This is a genomic window from Candidatus Arsenophonus nilaparvatae (assembly GCF_045346035.1).
Classification (GTDB): Bacteria; Pseudomonadota; Gammaproteobacteria; order Enterobacterales; family Enterobacteriaceae; genus Arsenophonus; species Arsenophonus nilaparvatae.
The window spans coordinates 2,181,220-2,197,588 of sequence record NZ_CP158507.1; the positions used below are offsets into that span (position 1 = coordinate 2,181,220).

The 16,369-nt window shown below is 36.7% G+C and carries 18 protein-coding genes and 1 pseudogene; 13 read left to right on the forward strand and 6 right to left on the reverse strand.

What is annotated here, in order from left to right; translation table 11 throughout:
- Window positions 1–89: 89 nt before the first annotated feature.
- Genes WH390_RS10270 through WH390_RS10295 form a run of 6 tightly spaced genes read right to left on the reverse strand, consistent with a single transcriptional unit; the run spans window position 90 to window position 3,709 of the window.
- Window positions 90–797 (reverse strand): hypothetical protein, encoded by a 708-nt coding sequence (locus WH390_RS10270; RefSeq protein WP_032114436.1) that lies wholly within the window; start codon window positions 795–797, stop codon window positions 90–92.
- A complete protein-coding gene (locus tag WH390_RS10275) occupies window positions 778–1,335 on the reverse strand; it encodes a hypothetical protein (RefSeq protein ID WP_187290924.1) in 558 nt (185 codons plus the stop codon). Before WH390_RS10275 ends, WH390_RS10270 begins: the two co-directional genes overlap by 20 nt.
- Window positions 1,336–1,352: 17 nt before the next feature.
- Entirely contained in the window at window positions 1,353–2,102 is a 750-nt protein-coding gene (gene sctJ / locus WH390_RS10280) for a type III secretion system inner membrane ring lipoprotein SctJ (protein WP_052044777.1), read from the reverse strand.
- Window positions 2,103–2,104: 2 nt separating this feature from the next.
- Window positions 2,105–2,371 carry a type III secretion system inner rod subunit SctI gene (gene sctI, locus WH390_RS10285; RefSeq protein ID WP_032114434.1) on the reverse strand — a complete coding sequence of 89 codons (267 nt, stop codon included), beginning with the start codon at window positions 2,369–2,371 and terminating at the stop codon, window positions 2,105–2,107.
- A 9-nt stretch (window positions 2,372–2,380) separates the two neighbouring features.
- Window positions 2,381–2,620, reverse strand: coding sequence for an EscF/YscF/HrpA family type III secretion system needle major subunit (locus WH390_RS10290; RefSeq protein WP_032114433.1), 240 nt, complete (start codon window positions 2,618–2,620; stop codon window positions 2,381–2,383).
- 30 nt (window positions 2,621–2,650) lie between these two features.
- Window positions 2,651–3,709: a hypothetical protein gene (locus WH390_RS10295; protein WP_032114432.1), complete on the reverse strand. Its 1,059-nt coding sequence runs from the start codon at window positions 3,707–3,709 to the stop codon at window positions 2,651–2,653.
- A gap of 188 nt (window positions 3,710–3,897) precedes the next feature.
- On the opposite strand from WH390_RS10295, the gene WH390_RS10300 reads away from it, so the two are divergent.
- The 13 genes and pseudogenes from WH390_RS10300 (at window position 3,898) to WH390_RS10360 (ending at window position 16,354) form a co-directional block, all read left to right on the forward strand.
- Window positions 3,898–4,653, forward strand: a complete 756-nt coding sequence (locus WH390_RS10300) for a helix-turn-helix domain-containing protein (protein ID WP_052044776.1) — start codon at window positions 3,898–3,900, stop codon at window positions 4,651–4,653.
- Window positions 4,643–6,325, forward strand: a complete 1,683-nt coding sequence (gene sctC, locus WH390_RS10305) for a type III secretion system outer membrane ring subunit SctC (protein ID WP_052044775.1) — start codon at window positions 4,643–4,645, stop codon at window positions 6,323–6,325. Before WH390_RS10300 ends, sctC begins: the two co-directional genes overlap by 11 nt.
- 5 nt (window positions 6,326–6,330) lie before the next feature.
- Window positions 6,331–7,407, forward strand: coding sequence for a type III secretion system gatekeeper subunit SctW (gene sctW, locus WH390_RS10310; RefSeq protein WP_032114431.1), 1,077 nt, complete (start codon window positions 6,331–6,333; stop codon window positions 7,405–7,407).
- Between the two features lie 22 nt (window positions 7,408–7,429).
- On the forward strand, window positions 7,430–9,478 hold the full coding sequence (locus WH390_RS10315) for an EscV/YscV/HrcV family type III secretion system export apparatus protein (RefSeq protein ID WP_032114430.1): 2,049 nt from the start codon (window positions 7,430–7,432) through the stop codon (window positions 9,476–9,478).
- Window positions 9,479–9,497: 19 nt separating this feature from the next.
- On the forward strand, window positions 9,498–9,914 hold the full coding sequence (locus WH390_RS10320) for a hypothetical protein (RefSeq protein ID WP_032114429.1): 417 nt from the start codon (window positions 9,498–9,500) through the stop codon (window positions 9,912–9,914).
- A 6-nt stretch (window positions 9,915–9,920) separates the two neighbouring features.
- Window positions 9,921–11,219 (forward strand): annotated as a pseudogene (gene sctN / locus WH390_RS10325) (type III secretion system ATPase SctN).
- Window positions 11,203–11,652, forward strand: coding sequence for a hypothetical protein (locus WH390_RS10330; RefSeq protein ID WP_032114428.1), 450 nt, complete (start codon window positions 11,203–11,205; stop codon window positions 11,650–11,652). The pseudogene sctN and the gene WH390_RS10330 overlap by 17 nt, the downstream one beginning before the upstream one ends.
- Window positions 11,645–12,664 (forward strand): hypothetical protein, encoded by a 1,020-nt coding sequence (locus tag WH390_RS10335; protein ID WP_032114427.1) that lies wholly within the window; start codon window positions 11,645–11,647, stop codon window positions 12,662–12,664. Before WH390_RS10330 ends, WH390_RS10335 begins: the two co-directional genes overlap by 8 nt.
- On the forward strand, window positions 12,661–13,557 hold the full coding sequence (locus WH390_RS10340; RefSeq protein ID WP_032114426.1) for a FliM/FliN family flagellar motor switch protein: 897 nt from the start codon (window positions 12,661–12,663) through the stop codon (window positions 13,555–13,557). Before WH390_RS10335 ends, WH390_RS10340 begins: the two co-directional genes overlap by 4 nt.
- Window positions 13,558–13,562: 5 nt before the next feature.
- Window positions 13,563–14,243, forward strand: coding sequence for an EscR/YscR/HrcR family type III secretion system export apparatus protein (locus tag WH390_RS10345; RefSeq protein ID WP_032114425.1), 681 nt, complete (start codon window positions 13,563–13,565; stop codon window positions 14,241–14,243).
- 1 nt (window position 14,244) lies between these two features.
- Window positions 14,245–14,505 (forward strand): type III secretion system export apparatus subunit SctS, encoded by a 261-nt coding sequence (sctS, locus tag WH390_RS10350; protein WP_032114424.1) that lies wholly within the window; start codon window positions 14,245–14,247, stop codon window positions 14,503–14,505.
- 5 nt (window positions 14,506–14,510) lie between these two features.
- Window positions 14,511–15,278, forward strand: a complete 768-nt coding sequence (sctT, locus tag WH390_RS10355; RefSeq protein WP_052044774.1) for a type III secretion system export apparatus subunit SctT — start codon at window positions 14,511–14,513, stop codon at window positions 15,276–15,278.
- Entirely contained in the window at window positions 15,278–16,354 is a 1,077-nt protein-coding gene (locus tag WH390_RS10360) for an EscU/YscU/HrcU family type III secretion system export apparatus switch protein (protein ID WP_032114423.1), read from the forward strand. Before sctT ends, WH390_RS10360 begins: the two co-directional genes overlap by 1 nt.
- Window positions 16,355–16,369 lie beyond the last annotated feature (15 nt).

Consider the following 16,369-nt stretch of genomic DNA (forward strand, 5'->3'; position numbering starts at 1 on the left):
GAATCGCGGAAAACGGCGCTATTATACTTGTCATCTCGTCAGGCGCAACTGTTATTGTTCACCAATGACGTTAAGTGCTTAAAAAGCAATCATCTATCTGCTTCAGGCAAGCTTTGGTTGCTGGCTGTCAGATAGTGCTCAAACCGTTGTTGTAGCGTTTTAACGAAGTTTTCTTTCAGTTCAGTGATGCAGGCTATTTGTTGCTGGTTGCTGGCGGCGATCTGTTTATCTGCAATGATACTTTTCATCATCTCGGTAACACTTTTTTCCGGCGAGAAGTAAAGAATTTCATTACCCATACCCATTTCTAGCATTATATAATTTTGTTGGTGGCTAGTGAGTTTGATATTGCTAAATTTGTCTGACCAATGCTCAGATAATGTGGTTGCCAGCTTTTCCGGTAGGTAAATTTTGCTTTGCTGCTGGAGGTCAACTTTGGCCACTAAATTACCCAGTAGCTGCTCAATCACCGATTCTGTTAATAGAAATTGAATTAATGTTTGCTCTATTTGTTTAATTATATCGTTATAAAGGTTGTGGTTGATGGTTTGGTATGCCTGAATAAATAAGGCAAGCGCAGTAGATGTCTGGCTGATCCCTTGGCAATAACCGTGGATTTTAGCCTGGCTAAATATTTGTTCTTTTTCTGCTTGCGCAGCAATAATTATTTTCTTCGCCTGTTTTTTGGCCTGGCTTATCAGTAGTTGATGATAATCATAGCTCTGTTTGGACTTAGCGCGGATCAAGACATTATCTATCGCTTGAGTCAATAATTTTTCAGGTCGTGTAGGGAACATAATTGAGCGTTGTTTTTAATAATGAGTAATTAATCGGTAAAACAGTAGCAAGTTGCCACTGTGGATAATTTTTATTAAACAGTAGACTAAAACGAGCAGCTAATGCCAAAGAGCATTTTTCAATTAATGGTTTCATTGCCCACATGCCGAACTTTGTTAGTTCATCTTGTGAATAGGACGTGGCAGTTATCGGGATAATTTGTTGTTTTTGTGGCGGTAACAGTAACTTAGCCCAGGATAAAAATTGACTGAATGGCTCTGGTAACTGTTTGAGTTGATTGGCGATCATCAGCTGTGATGATTGATATAATCCACCTAAGTATAAAGCTGCTATTGGTAGCCTAGACCAATAATTAATATATAACTGTACGTGTAAGTTATCAGCAAATTCAAAATCGACCTTGGTTGGCAATTGAAAGTGCATCATTACCTGTTGGTCATATATCCGTTTTTCAACCATTGTTAGCTTATCATATGGTGGGTAGCCAAATGAGTGATGAATATAACTGGCAGGTTGATACATTATTGTTTTTATCAAATTAAAAGTTTGCTGTTTCATTGCTGTTGAGATTTTATTATTGATTGCGCGAGCTTTTTACGTTTAATTGCCCAATATATTAGCCCAGCACCGATAATTAAGATAAAAAGCAATAATATATAAAAATAATATCCCTCACCTGATGTATTTTTTTTCGGCTGAGAAGAAATTGGTGGTGATATTTTATGAATTAAAAATACCGTAATATATTGAGGTTCCAATTCACTAATCGCATTTTTAATAAATGCTTTTATACCCATTTTAAATTCATCAATATCTTGCTTTTCATCATGATAAAATACGATGACAGAGGCTTTCATCGGTGTCTGACTGCGGCTATTAACTACAATAGGGTAACTGAGGTGTACCCGCGCATCAGCGATGATGTCCAGTGCCATTAAAGATTGTTCAAGCCGCTGCTCAATACCTGAAATTAATCTGGCTTTTTCAATTTGCGGCGAGTTGACTAAGGCATCAGCAGGAAATAATTGAGAGATCTCAAGCCGTTCTGGTGAAGGTAATTGATATTCTTGTAATAACTGTACCGCAGCCGACAAATCCTCTTTCGCCACATTAATTTTATAGAGCCCTTTTCCTTGTGCACTTTTACTGACCATAATTTGATGCTTTTGTAAAACTGCCAGTACTTCATTTGCCTGACGTTGATTCAGCGAATTAAGTAACGCTTCATCATGACAACCTGATAAAAGAAAAGTGAAAAGAGATATGGTGATAAAAAAGTATAGGTGGCGAAAGAGTATTGTCACTGTTATTGCGCCTTTATAACTGTTTCAACAGTTGTTAGTGCTTTACGTGCTAATGTACTTAGCAATGACATTTCAACCTGATAATCACTTGTCGTTTGCTGGATAGCAAGCAGTGAAGAGAGCTCGCCTGTTTGTAATGTATCAGTAACTTGCTGTTCAACTTGATTATGTTGTCGATATAGCTGACTGATGGCTTGCTGTAACGTCATCGCTCCACCCTCTGCTGATTCAGTCAGAACAGAAATATTATTTATGCTACTAATATTCATCATTTATCCTTAACGCATATTACCTAATATAGTCTGTGCATTCTCTTTGTGTGCTTTAATGGTTGTTGACATGAAATTCAGTAAAACACTATGTGCCGCCATCGCTGCCTGAAATTCAGCCAAATCTGCTGAGTTAGATGGATCTTTTTTCAATTTTTCAATAGTATCTTTAATACTTTTTTGATATTCATCAGATGTTGCTTGAGTCTCTTTAAGTATTTCCCCGATAGTACTATCATTGACTGCCATAAAGGATCTCCTTTCCAATAATGTTAATAATTAACCAGCGGGAAAGTATCGGTGCTCCGGTTGAACAAAAATATATCCCTTGGTACTTTTAAGTTGCGTTTTTTCTGATTCTATTTCCCGTTCTTCAGGTAATAGAAATTGAAAAAAACTTTTTCCCAATTGAGCTTGATAAGATTTTAATTGTAATTTCAATTGATAAATCTCATCTTCGGTCAACATTTCACTCAACTGAATTATTAATCCTTTTTCTGATAACCATAATTTATAATTTTTTACTTTATTTGAAATTTTATTATTCACATAATCAATTAAATCAGATAATAAAATAGCATTCATATTAAATTGACATAATTGATATTGGCTAAATAATTCTTCAATTATTTTCTTTGTCTGTTTGTTTTTATAAATAAAAGAAACACTATTATAATTTATTATATGGAAATAAAAATATTCAGTATTAGGAATCGATCTATTAATTTCATCAATAATTTTTTTTATATTATTTTTTTTACTCAAAAATTGTTCACAATCAAATGGCAGTGAGTTATTAATAGCTTCATTAGGAAATAAAGATTTCTTATTAATATTGACTTCATAAGAGAACACATAATAACAGAATAAAAATAAAACAAGCAATAAAAAAATAGCTCCTATTTTTATCAAGTAATTTTTATTTGACTTATCGGATTTCTCATTTAAATAAGACAAATTCTCACACTCATCACACCATTCTTCATCGACTCGCTTTATCGCAAATAGTGGTATTTTTTGCCAGAAAGTCGGGTAATTAAATTTAGCTTCAAATGATTTAATAGATTCATTTTGTTCATTTAAAGTATAGCCAAAACTATCTCGTTGGTTATCCACTTCAGGCAAGATAATGTCAATAATAATCAGCTTATTTCGCTGATTAATAGGTACATAGAGTTGTATAAAATCATCATCATTTTTATCATGTTGCTCAGACCATTGTTGAATACATTGGTCACTACCAACAATAATTTGATAGTGACCGGGTATTAGCGAAAAGACCATACCACTGAGTTTTCCAGTAAAAAAACGAATCATATAGTTATTATTTATATTCATGGAATTTATCTATTTTAAAGTAATTAAATATACTTTTATGATTATTTAATTTTAGATGTTATAAATAAAGAAAATACTTTTATGAGGAGTAGTGTATCATTTTACCAAAAAATTTAAAGCTAACAAGTTAAACATCATATTATACAAATCACTTATATTATAAATTAGATTTATCAGGGAAGGAGTATATGAATTATTTTATACCTAAAAATAAAATAGATATTAATAATATAAATATCAAATGTTTTTTATTTTTATATATCCATAATAATTCATTTGGAATTATAAAAGACCAACAGAATCAATATTATCATTTAACTGATAAGCAAATATTTTTATCCTTGGAACAAGTCTCAACAATAAAACCAATTCATAATCATTGGATAATAGAAAAATCAGATATTTTTTCTTGTATAAAACTGGTTGCTTATATCGATTATGCGTTAACTAACCACAATCTTCCTCATTATTCTAACCAATCAATAATAACTAAAAATCATATGTTTATTCTCGATTCTAGCATCGGAAAGGATATTCAAACTTTACTTATCAATTCACTGCTAACTCCTTATCAGACGCCATTGCGGCCATTAATTGAAGCGATGAGGAATCATGAATGCTACTGGATAACCCATCATTTACTTAATCAAATGAAACAAAACGTTAATAATATAACGGAAATTCGTCTGAAGTATGGCGTTTCAGAGACTCACTTTCGGCGCCTTTGTCATCAATATTTAGGTCTATGTGGTAAAAAACAGCTACGTTCATGGCGAGCTACTTCAGCAATCTTATCAATTATTCTAAAAAATAAACCGCTAACCAATATAGCGCTGGATTACGGTTTTAGTTCCGCTTCACACCTATCAAAAGAGATAAAAGTTATTTTTGGCGCCACACCTAAGTCATTTAGATTGATAAGGAAGTCGTTTTATGAAGATTAGCCCGTTATTTAAGGCCATCCTTTCATGTTGTTTTCTATTGATTGTTTTTCCTAATCAAGCAACGACATTTTCAAATTTAAAAGAAGACGTTTTAGTTAAAGATCATATTGAACAGGACAATGATCTTTTTATTGCCGTTGATAGTCGGGTTGAACAATTTTTTGACGTATTATCCGATAAATTAAATAAACCTTTTATTCTCAGTTCCGCAGTTAAAAAGAAGCGAATTTCAGGTCGATTTGATGTTTCGTCCCCCAAAACCGCTTTTGATACTTTCATACGTAGAATGGCATTTATCTATTTTAATGATAGTAACGTCATTTATGTTTACGATGGCAGTGAAATGAAACAACAGATGCTGAATCTAAAAAAGATCGATTTCAAGCGCGTAAAAGAGTATTTGCATGCTATCGGTCTTTACGATCCACGTTATCCCTTACGTGGTGGCAGCAATAACAAAACCTTTTATGTCTCTGGGCCACCAATTTATGTGAAGTTAGTTCAAGCTGCGGCAGAATATCTGGATCAAGAAGCACGGCAGTTAAAACAGGATATTATTGAAGAAAAACGCTTTGGTAATGATTATGTTCACATCTTTGCTTTAAAAAATACCTTTGTCACCGATAGAAGCTACTCTATCCGAGGAGAAAAATTAGTCTTACCTGGCATCAGTACCGTTTTACAACAACTTTTTCAATCCAACAAACAAACGGCAAGTCAAACGGATACAAAAATTGCTAACATTGACGAACAATATCAACCTGAACCCTCCTTTGTTACCCGTGTTGGCAAAGAATCAATCGAGTTAATGCCTTTACCTGGTTCTAACAGTCTGTTAGCCAAAGGCAGTATTCAAGGTATTCAATTGATCAATGAAATGATCCAACGGCTTGATCAACCAAAACGACAAATTGAGCTGTCATTGTGGATCATCGATATCGCCAAGCATGAAGCTGATCGCCTGGGTATTGATTGGCAAAGCAGTTACCACACTAAACACGGTAACTTTTTACTTAATACCAGCGATATTAGTGCTGCGGCCGGGGTACATTTTTTAGCCAAAATACGAGCAATGAGTCTGGAAGGAAGTGCTCAAATGGTTTCCCGCCCGATTATCCTAACGCAAGAAAATACGCCTGCCATCTTTGATAACAGCACCACATTCTATACTCAAGTACGTGGAGAGCGTATTGCCACCTTAGAGTCAGCCACATTTGGTACTATGATCAGTGTCCTCCCTCGCCTTTCTCCCGCCGGCAATGAAATTGAGATGGTTATCAATTTAGAAGATGGCGCTGAAAAAAAAACCAACAACGGTGAAACAGAAAAAATCGATGCGCTGCCAGTAATTAATCGCACCAATATCAGTACAGTGGCTCGTGTAGCCCAAGGCGATAGTTTGCTGATTGGCGGTTATACCAGAGAAGATATAGATGCCAGCGAGAGTAAGATCCCATTACTTGGCAATATTCCATGGATAGGTGGATTATTTCGCTATAGCAGTACAACCAATAAAAAAATGGTACGTATTTTTATGCTTCAACCCAGGTTGGTTAAAGAAAAAAATCTATTGAATGATTCGCTGGGAAAAAATCCATTTAAGCCGGTTGATCCGCAAACACAGGCGGCTATTGACCTTCTTTATACTTATATCAATGGAGAGAATAGGTAATAAAAATGGTAGATATCAATAAAATTAACTCATCAGTTTTGTTGCACCAACAACCAAAAAGCCAACATTTATCTGACACTGAAACAACTAAACCTACGCCAATGGTAGTAAGTCACCACCACCAGCTGTTAGATATTATGGATGATATGTCAATGGCTATGAGTCAATTTAATCGCCGACAAGATCTACAAAAGAAACAACAGGATAGTAGCGAAATAAATAGCCGTATATTGGAAGATAATGCAGATAGAAAACTGGCCACCGTGATCAAATTATTACACAACCAAAAGAATAAATTAGCTGATATTTTAGCCTTACTGCGCCAGTTTTTTCCTGATGATAGTGACTTTGTCTCAGTGCTAAAAGAGCTTTTACGCCGACGCTATTTTTCTGCCTCATTGGCCATTGAGATTGAAGCCGAAATCAATTCACTTTGCCAGGGTACTAATCAACGAGCAAAAGCAACCCGAGCGGGTATCAATATTGCACTAAAAGCTAAACAATTTAGCTATCAAACGGCATTAAGTGCCATGCAATTGCGCCAGTTATACCGTGATTTTATTAGCCAAGATATTGAGCCGCTATGGTTTTATGAGGAGTGGGTTAATCAATATGGCTATGATAAACGTTTTTTAATTATTGATTTTGTTTTGCAGTCGTTACTCTGTGATATGCAAGCGTTGTCACCTAGTTGCTCTTTTATGCCCGAATTTGCTGTCTATCTATCCTCTTTAGGCCGGATCAAACAACTCTCTTCTGCTGACAAAATCTTTTTCGCTTACTGCTCTAATTTACCCTTTTTAATACAGCCGAAGGTTCAAGTTAGTTGGTTAACCATTTTTATTAAGGGATTAAGTGATCCAGAAGCGATGATGGTTATCATTCAAGATATTATCGCTAGTAAACAGCTAACTATTGTTATCAGTCAACATATTCTATTACTTCAACAACTTATGACGGCATTTAAATCGATAACCATAGAAATCTACTTAAGCGCAGAAATCAGGGAAAAAACACTATCACAATTACTTTCATTACTTGACTTACTTTATCAAAAAGAAAAAACCTTACGTCGCCTTTAATTTTCAGAGCAGGGAAAGCAATATGTTGCAATCAGTTTTGTTGCAAATTAGAAACAAGCCTGAACCTATCGTTCTTGGCATCATGATCTTAGTGATTGCCATGCTAATACTGCCATTGCCTACGTATATTGTTGATCTGTTGATAGGCTTAAACATTGTCATTTCACTATTAGTGTTAATGAGTTCTTTCTATATTACCAAAATCATTCATTTCACCAGTTTTCCAGCTCTGTTGTTGATTACTACCTTATTTCGATTGGCATTATCTATTAGCACTAGCCGTCTGATCTTACTCGATGCCGATGCCGGCGACATCATTACTTCCTTTGGTCAATTTGTGATTGGTGACAATCTAGTCGTAGGATTGGTGATCTTCGCTATCGTAACCGTAGTACAGTTTATCGTAATCACCAAAGGCTCTGAACGGGTAGCCGAAGTTGCTGCCCGTTTTTCTCTTGACGCCATGCCCGGTAAACAGATGAGCATCGATGCTGATTTAAAATCTGGCATTATTGACAATGAAGGTGTCAAACACCGCCGCATAGAACTTGAGCAGGAGAGTCAATTATATGGCGCCTTTGATGGTGCAATGAAATTTATTAAGGGAAATGCTATTGCTGGCATTGTAATTATTTTTGTTAACTTTTTAGGTGGCATTTCAGTTGGAATGGTGCAGATGGGTTTTAGTTTCAGTGAAGCATTGACAACTTATACCATGCTAACCATCGGTGACGGGTTAGTCGCCCAGATCCCCGCTTTACTCATTTCGATTAGTGCCGGTTTTATCGTCACCAGAGTGGGAGGCACGCAGAAAAATTTGGGTCAAAATATTATCAAAGAACTGTTTTCTCATGATTTTTCTTTAATTATTACCGCGGCTTTAACGTTTATTATGGGGTTCTTACCAGGCTTTCCAACACTGATATTTATTTTACTATCAATATTAATCAGCGGTTCCTATTTAAGAAAAACCTTACTTAATAAAAAAAAGGCTAAAAATCAGCAAAAAACTAGTGGCCAGCATAGTAGTATTAGCAACAGAGAAAATAATATTCAATCGCAATCTAATGTAGATGTCTCTTATCATGAAGCGCTACCATTGATTATTTCAATCTCAGAGCAGCATGAAAATTATATTGAAAATAATCGATTAACCCAGTGGTTAAAAAATCAGATCCTAATTCAATATGGCTTGTTATTACCTGACTTTATTATCAATTATTCTACCGAATTAGAACCCTATAAAGTCATTGTCTTAGTCAATGAAGTTAGAAGCGCAGAATTTGATATTATTTTTGAAAGTTATCGAGTGCTCAATAAAAGCAGTGAATTTGCTCAGTTGGGTCTTAACAGCCAAATAACCCTGAAACAAGGCAAAACTTGCTACTGGGTACAACAAAAAGAAAAAAATAGATTAGAGCCGCTAGGCTATCTGTTCGAAAGTGATATCAACGAATTTTACGGTTACTTCAGTCAGGTAATAACCCGTAATATCGGTGAGTTTTTTGGTATTCAAGAAACGAAAGATTTATTGGATCAATTAGAAAAGAAATATCCTGAATTATTGAAAGAGTGCTACCGCCATGTATCGATCCAACGAATTACCGAAGTATTACAACGTCTACTTCAAGAACAGATATCGATTCGTAATATTAAGATAATTTTAGGCGGGCTGGTGCAATGGGGACCGAAAGAAAAAGATCCGATTATGTTAGTTGAACAAATTCGAGCACTTTTAGCACGTTACATTACAGCTAGTTTTATCTTTCAACAAAAATTGCATGTACTAATCGTTTCAGCAGAACTAGAAGAGATTATTCGCCAAGGAATACGACAAACTTCGTCAGGCTCTTTTTTAAATCTCGAACCAGCTCAATTAGATGTTGTACAAGATAGGTTATTAGTCACAATTAAAGAAAATTATACTATTCCTAAAATAGTTTTACTCTGCTCAGTTGATGTACGTCGTTTTATAACAAAAATTTTAGCTAGACATTATCCGGAACTGAATGTCCTCTCGTTTTCCGAGATCACAGAAGGAACTGAGGTCAATATCATAAAAACAATTTAATAAATTCAAGGACTGAATTATGCAAATGGATCTTGCTTCACTTGTCACCGATGCAATAAAAATAATGGGAAAACCGCATTTATTTCCCCAAGGGCATCAACTCAATAATCACTCTACTATCACGCTTGAATTAGAAGAATTACCTGATATTCATATCGCTATGATAAGTGATTTGCCGATGATATGGACTAATCTTGGATATGTAGAGCAAAATGTTATTTCACAATTAAGTGAACGCTTATTCGAAACGATGATTAGTAACCATTCGCCCTTTTTTTATCCAGGACAACCCGCTTATTTTCTCAATGATAAAAATGTGCTTGAGTTGCGTGCAACCTTCTCAATCACAGTGCTAGAAAATGCGACGCAATTTACCGAAGCCATCGACAATTTTTTCCAACATATGCTCACTATCAACACATTGTTTATTGGTTAACTGGCAATGAATAGTAACTTTACGCCTTTCTATCAAGCTGCCTATCCGGTACGCATTCAGGGAAATATTATTGAGGCACCATTAAGAAAAGTTTTTATCGGCGAGATTTGCTTATTAAAACCCTATCCTGGCAGTCTTAAAACTATTGGACAAGCTCAAGTAATCGGTTTTCATCAACAACAAGCATTACTTAGCTTAATGGGTTCTTCGTATGGCCTTTCTTTAACGACAGTCATTGAGCCAACAGGCAATACGCTCTCCATTCAATTAAATGAAACGCTATTAGGAACCATGTTAGATGTTGCGGGCCAACCAATCCTACGTTTTGCGCCACCAATTGTATCTACAACTACTAGCTGTCGACGCTCAGTTAATGCCAGCGCCCCTGATTTTTTAAGTAGAAAACCTATCACCAACTATTTTGCCACCGGTATTCGAGCGATTGACGGGCTATTAACATGCGGTATAGGGCAAAGATTAGGCATCTTTGCCGCCGCAGGTTGTGGCAAAACCATGTTAATGAATATGCTAATCAATTATGCACAAGCGGATATCTTCATTATCGCGTTGATTGGTGAAAGAGGACGATAAGTTACTGAATTTGTTGATGAATTAAAGCGTTCAGCACGTGGCAGCCAAACTATTCTTATTAGTTCAACCTCCGATCAGCCGGCGGTTGATCGCTGCAATACCGCCTTAGTGGCTACCACCGTGGCAGAATATTTTCGTGACCAAAATAAACATGTCGTTCTTTTTATCGATTCCATTACCCGTTATTGCCGTGCCTTGCGTGATGTGGCCCTGGCTTCAGGTGAACTACCTGCTCGTAAAGGTTTTCCAGCTTCGGTTTTTGAGCAGCTACCCTCATTGCTTGAACGGCCCGGCAATACCCAAAAAGGTGCATTAACCGCTTTTTATACCATTTTACTGGAAAATGAAGAAGAACCCGATGCGATCGGCGATGAAATACGCTCTATTCTGGATGGCCATATTTACCTTTCTCAACAATTAGCCGCACAAGGGCATTACCCGGCCATCGACGTTTTGCGTAGTACCAGTCGGTTGTTTCAACAAATCACTGAGCAACAACAGCAAACAGCGGCACGAAATTTTCGTCACTATCTTACCCAGTTAGAATCATTAAAACTGTTACGGGAGTTGGGCGAGTATCACGCTGGAGAAAATCGTGAGCATGACCAAATCATCAATAAGAAAAATGCCATCGAACAGTTTCTGCAACAATCATGGCAACAATCTTATTCGTTTTCTCAATCCGTTAAGGAGCTTTATGACATCGTGGCGTAAATTTGAAACTCCGATCAAACTGCTTCAACAAAAGCAAACTAGAGTAGCGGCAACCATCGTCCAAATTAAAGGAGAAATAGCCAATGAACAGCAGCGACAGCAACAAGCTTATTTTTTATTTACTCAACTAATCGAACAAGCGAAGACCTTAGAGCCTGCTGGACAATTAGCCTATAACGCCTTATTTGATGGAAAAAGGAAGCAAGCGATAGTTAAAGCACAAACCAATCAAGTGCAGGCAGAAATAGCACTAATCGACCAGAAGATAGCCCAATTGGAACAACAAAAAAGCTTACTTCAACAACAGCAGTTCAAATTGATAAAAAAAGAGAAAAAATTAAGCCATTGCTATCAGCAGGCAAAAAAATGCCACCGTTTAAAAACCGCTTCGCGAGAAGAGATACAATTACAGGAATTAGCAATTTATGGTTAATATTGTTACTCATCAAAGCCAACGGATTATTAGTAGTTTTTCTTATTTACCAGATAATCCGTCCACCACCTGCTCTTTATCGGATAGCCACGATGAACAGATTAATAATGCCGATTTCTCAATAGTAATTGATGAAAAATTAACCTTATTACACTCTATTCTTGCCACAGCGCTACCAGCCGAAAATATGACTTATGAAAAACAGCGACCAAAAGAGCAGGAAGAGTTGGTTACCACCGACATAATAATCCCCATTAATCCGCCGTTCTCCACGACTGAAATAACCACTGATCTCCTTCAGTCGCACTATCAACACTATTCCACAATAGTCGATACCGATAAAAACAATTATCCAGTTAATCGCCCATTGATGAAAAAAAATGACATCGTCCTCGATATTGAAGAAAACCATCAAATCGGCAAAAAAATTAAATCAACAATCGGAGTCAAACAACAATATGACGACAAAACTGCTGACACAGAAATAGCTACTTTCACCGCTAACAGTGCTAATTTGAAAAACATTAGCCATAAAACGGTAACAGAACACAATTTATCACCGACGATTGCAAATGAGTTAAATAGCATAGAACCAGCAGCACAAGAAAATTACCGCTCTCCTATAGATAGTAATAACTTAGCTAATAACGATAGTGCACTTCCTTTGGCTGGCTGGCCAACCTTCCAAGCCTCAGCCAGCTACCAAAGTGACATAGCGGCAGAACCAGCCGCCAAAACGGCAACAATCGCTGTACCATTTAGCCATCCATCACCTGAAGCAGAATTACGTTATACATTCACTCAATGGCAAGGTACTCATCACGTTGATATTTACCGAATTGCAGATCACCATCTTCAACTTATGGCATCAAATAACTATGTTATGTCGATACTTCAGCGCCATTTAAACGAGAAAATATCTGCACGGTCAGTATCTTTATCTGACACACTGAATATCACACTCAATGAAGTACTCGATAATAGTGAGGAATCAGGTGAGCCATCATCATGAAAGGCAAATTATCACTTAGAACCAGCAGATATGTAGATAAAAGCGCGTTATTTGTCGCACTTACAGCACATTACCCCAACGAACAAATTGTTACTGATAGCTACCACTTCGTATTAGTATTACAACAACCGAAATTACAGTTAACCGTTTATTTACCGATTGAGGTCGCACTCAGTCAATACTTAACGATGTTAGCACCACTGCCCTGGCTTTCTATTCCTGCCAGCTATCTAATTGAATTGCTACAAGAACAACTAACCACTATTTCAATTCCACAATTAGGTGAATTTCAAATTCAAGTCACACAATTTGCCTGTCTGCAAGAACCGATTGATGCGATTAGAATAACAAGTTCGCTAGGCCAGATATTGATTGTTGACGCCAATGGCACTGCATCGTTAAAAGAGAATGGCTATGCCAATTTACCTTTACAGGTCAGATTTTCTATTGGCCATAGTCGATTAAAACAGCAACTTTTTCGCACTTTACAAACGGGTGATATTTTATTACTGCAACAATCCAAAACATCTCTTAGCGTAGAAACGTTACCGCTATTTCATTACACCTGGCAACCTAAAGGAAATATTATGTTAGAACAGCCTATTGTCTCTGATCAGGATGATCAAAATGCCAGCCCTGAATCCTCTGCGACTATTTTTGATTTAAATCAGTTACCGTTAAAAGTGGATTTTATCTTACAACACCAAACCTTTAGTTTGAATACGATAAAATCCTGGCAAAGCGGCACACAACTGATACTTAATAGTGATGCACATTGTGCAATCGCTTTGGAAATTAACGGTCAACCATTTGCTAAAGGAGAATTGATCCAGGTCGGCGAACAACTTGCGGTTGAATTACACACCCTGTTATCTACCGAACGAGAAGGTTAGCCACCATGACAGATAATCCTGTTTCTATCATTATCCTGCTGTCAATTGCCACGCTACTTCCCTTTTTGATAGCAGCAGGAACTTGTTATTTAAAGTTTTCCATTGTGTTTGTTATGGTGAGGAATGCCTTAGGGGTACAGCAAGTGCCATCCAATATGGTGTTAAATGCGATTGCTTTAATTTTGTCACTATTTATCATGGCACCATTAGCTAAAAATTTTTATCTCTGTAGTGTTAATTTTCAAACAGAAAACCCGCATGGTTTTGCTGATCCAGTGTTACTCGATCAGTTTTTAGATGAAAGCTTACAGGATTATCGCCACTATTTACGTAAATACGCCGATCCAGAACTGGTTAATTTTTTTGTCACTGCGCAAAAACATACTCCCCAACCAGAAAGCCAAATCGATGATTCGATAGAAAGTGGTGCTTTTATCCCTCTATTAGCCGCCTATGCACTGAGTGAAATCAAAAGCGCATTTATCATCGGCTTTTATCTTTACTTACCCTTTGTGGTCATTGACTTAGTTGTATCAAGTATTCTACTAGCTTTAGGCATGATGATGATGAGCCCGATTACCCTATCGGTACCTATTAAGCTGATTTTATTTGTCGCGATGGATGGCTGGTCTTTATTATCAGAAGGGCTTATTTCGCAATACTTAGATTTAATGGCGGTCAAATAATATGGACATGAGCTATGCAATGAGTAAAGGCCTCTATTTGATTCTGATCCTGTCATTATTACCTGTGCTGGTTGCTACTGCTATCGGCTTGCTGATTGGACTATTACAAACCGTCACCCAGATCCAGGAGCAAACATTACCTTTTGGTTTAAAACTAGTGGCTGTTTTTATCTGCTTATTAATGCAAGCCGGTTGGTTGGCAGAAAAAGTGATCGCTTATGCCACTGAAATGTTCAATTTAGGTCTCACCACTGGGATCTGACCGCAATGATAGAACTCTATCTACAACTACAAAATTCATTGTTCAATTATTTATTAATTTTTGCCCGTTTAGCGCCACTATTTTTTATGTTGCCTTTTTTGAGTGATCGCATACTGACCAATTTATCCTTAAAAGGAATTATCATTTTATTACTTACCCTCTGTTTATCACCATTGATAGTTATCCCAACATGGCAATCAACCAGTCAATTCATTGCATTATCTGTTGTTGAACTATTTATCGGTTTAACTATGGGTATCTTGATGGCGACACCTTTTTGGCTAGCCTCAGCGATAGGTGAATTCATTGATAATCAAAGGGGAGCCAGTATTAGCGATATGCTTGATCCAGCGACCGGTTCTGAATCTTCTTCACTTGCGTCATTAATCAATATGTTCTGTGTTGCATGGTTTCTCAATCAAGGCGGTATGCTCGAATTCATCGCTACAATAACCGAAAGTTACCAACAATTACCTATCGGCCGCCCAATTGATCATGTTGATTTATTCGCTTTAGGCAAATGGTTAACCCGTTTCATTATGTTAGCAATAACCCTATCAGCGCCGATATTAATCGCTCTATTTATACTAGAAATCGGCTTGGGCGTTTATTCATTATTTTGCCCGCAATTAAACGCATTCTCTTTATCGTTGACTGTTAAAAGCATCGTGGCTTTTAGCCTGCTATTTATTCTGTTCAATACGACGCTACCACAAACACTTATTTCGGTGCTCCCGCCGTCAATTTCATCAATAATCATAGTGGGTAACTGATGGCAGAAAAAACAGAAAAACCAACGGCCAAAAAATTACGTGATTCAGCTAAAAAAGGCCAATCCTTTAAAAGCAAAGATTTAGTTTCCGCTTGTGCCTATTTTGCTGGCATCTGTGTATTAGGGTTTTATCTCGAGTTTGAGCAATTTATTAATTTTTATCAACATATTTTGTTAAATCCATACAATATTAACCCACAAAGTTTTTTCAATGCATTAATATCATTATTTTTATCGACTGTCCTACCGGTGATTTTTATCAGTGCATTAGCTGCCATTATCCCATCATTGATCCAAGCAAAATTTATCCTGGCAACCGAAGCTATTAAACTAGATTTTAAAAAACTGGATATCGTGCAAGGAATAAAGCGGCTAGTAGATAAACGAGCGCTCAAAAACCTGCTCAAAGCATTACTATTTTTAACTATTTTTATCAGTAGTTGTTATTTTTTCATTCAATCATATCAATCGACACTATTATTCACCCAACGAAAAACGATTTGGCATATTATTTATGATTGGCGTATCTTAACGCTGAAATTTGTTTTGTTTTTTTTGCTATTTTCACTACCTATTTTGTTGTTAGATGCCCTGTGTGAATATTTTCTCCATCACAACGATATGAAAATGGAAAAGCATGAAGTAAAACGAGAATACAAAGAAAATGAAGGTAATCCAGAAATAAAATCGGCACGTCGCGGAGCTCATCAAGAACTACTCAACGCTGAAACCAAACAAGCAATAGCACAATCATCAATGATATTAGCCAATCCGACCCATATTGCTGTCGGTATTTATTTTGATCCTGACAATAGCATATTACCGCTGGTGGCAGTTCGCATGGCGAACCAATATGCACTGGCGGTACAAGCCTATGCCAAAGAGATCGGTATCCCAATTGTGCGTAACATTAAACTGGCACGCCAAATTTATCACCGCTATCGATTGTACGAAACCGTGGTAAAACAAGATTTACTGGATGTGATTGATATTTTTATCTGGTTAAAGCAGGTAGAAATGGCTGCCGTACTTGAAAATTCAACTATAGAAACAGAAAACCGTGAGCAAAAACCTTAATATTTATGCTTTAAC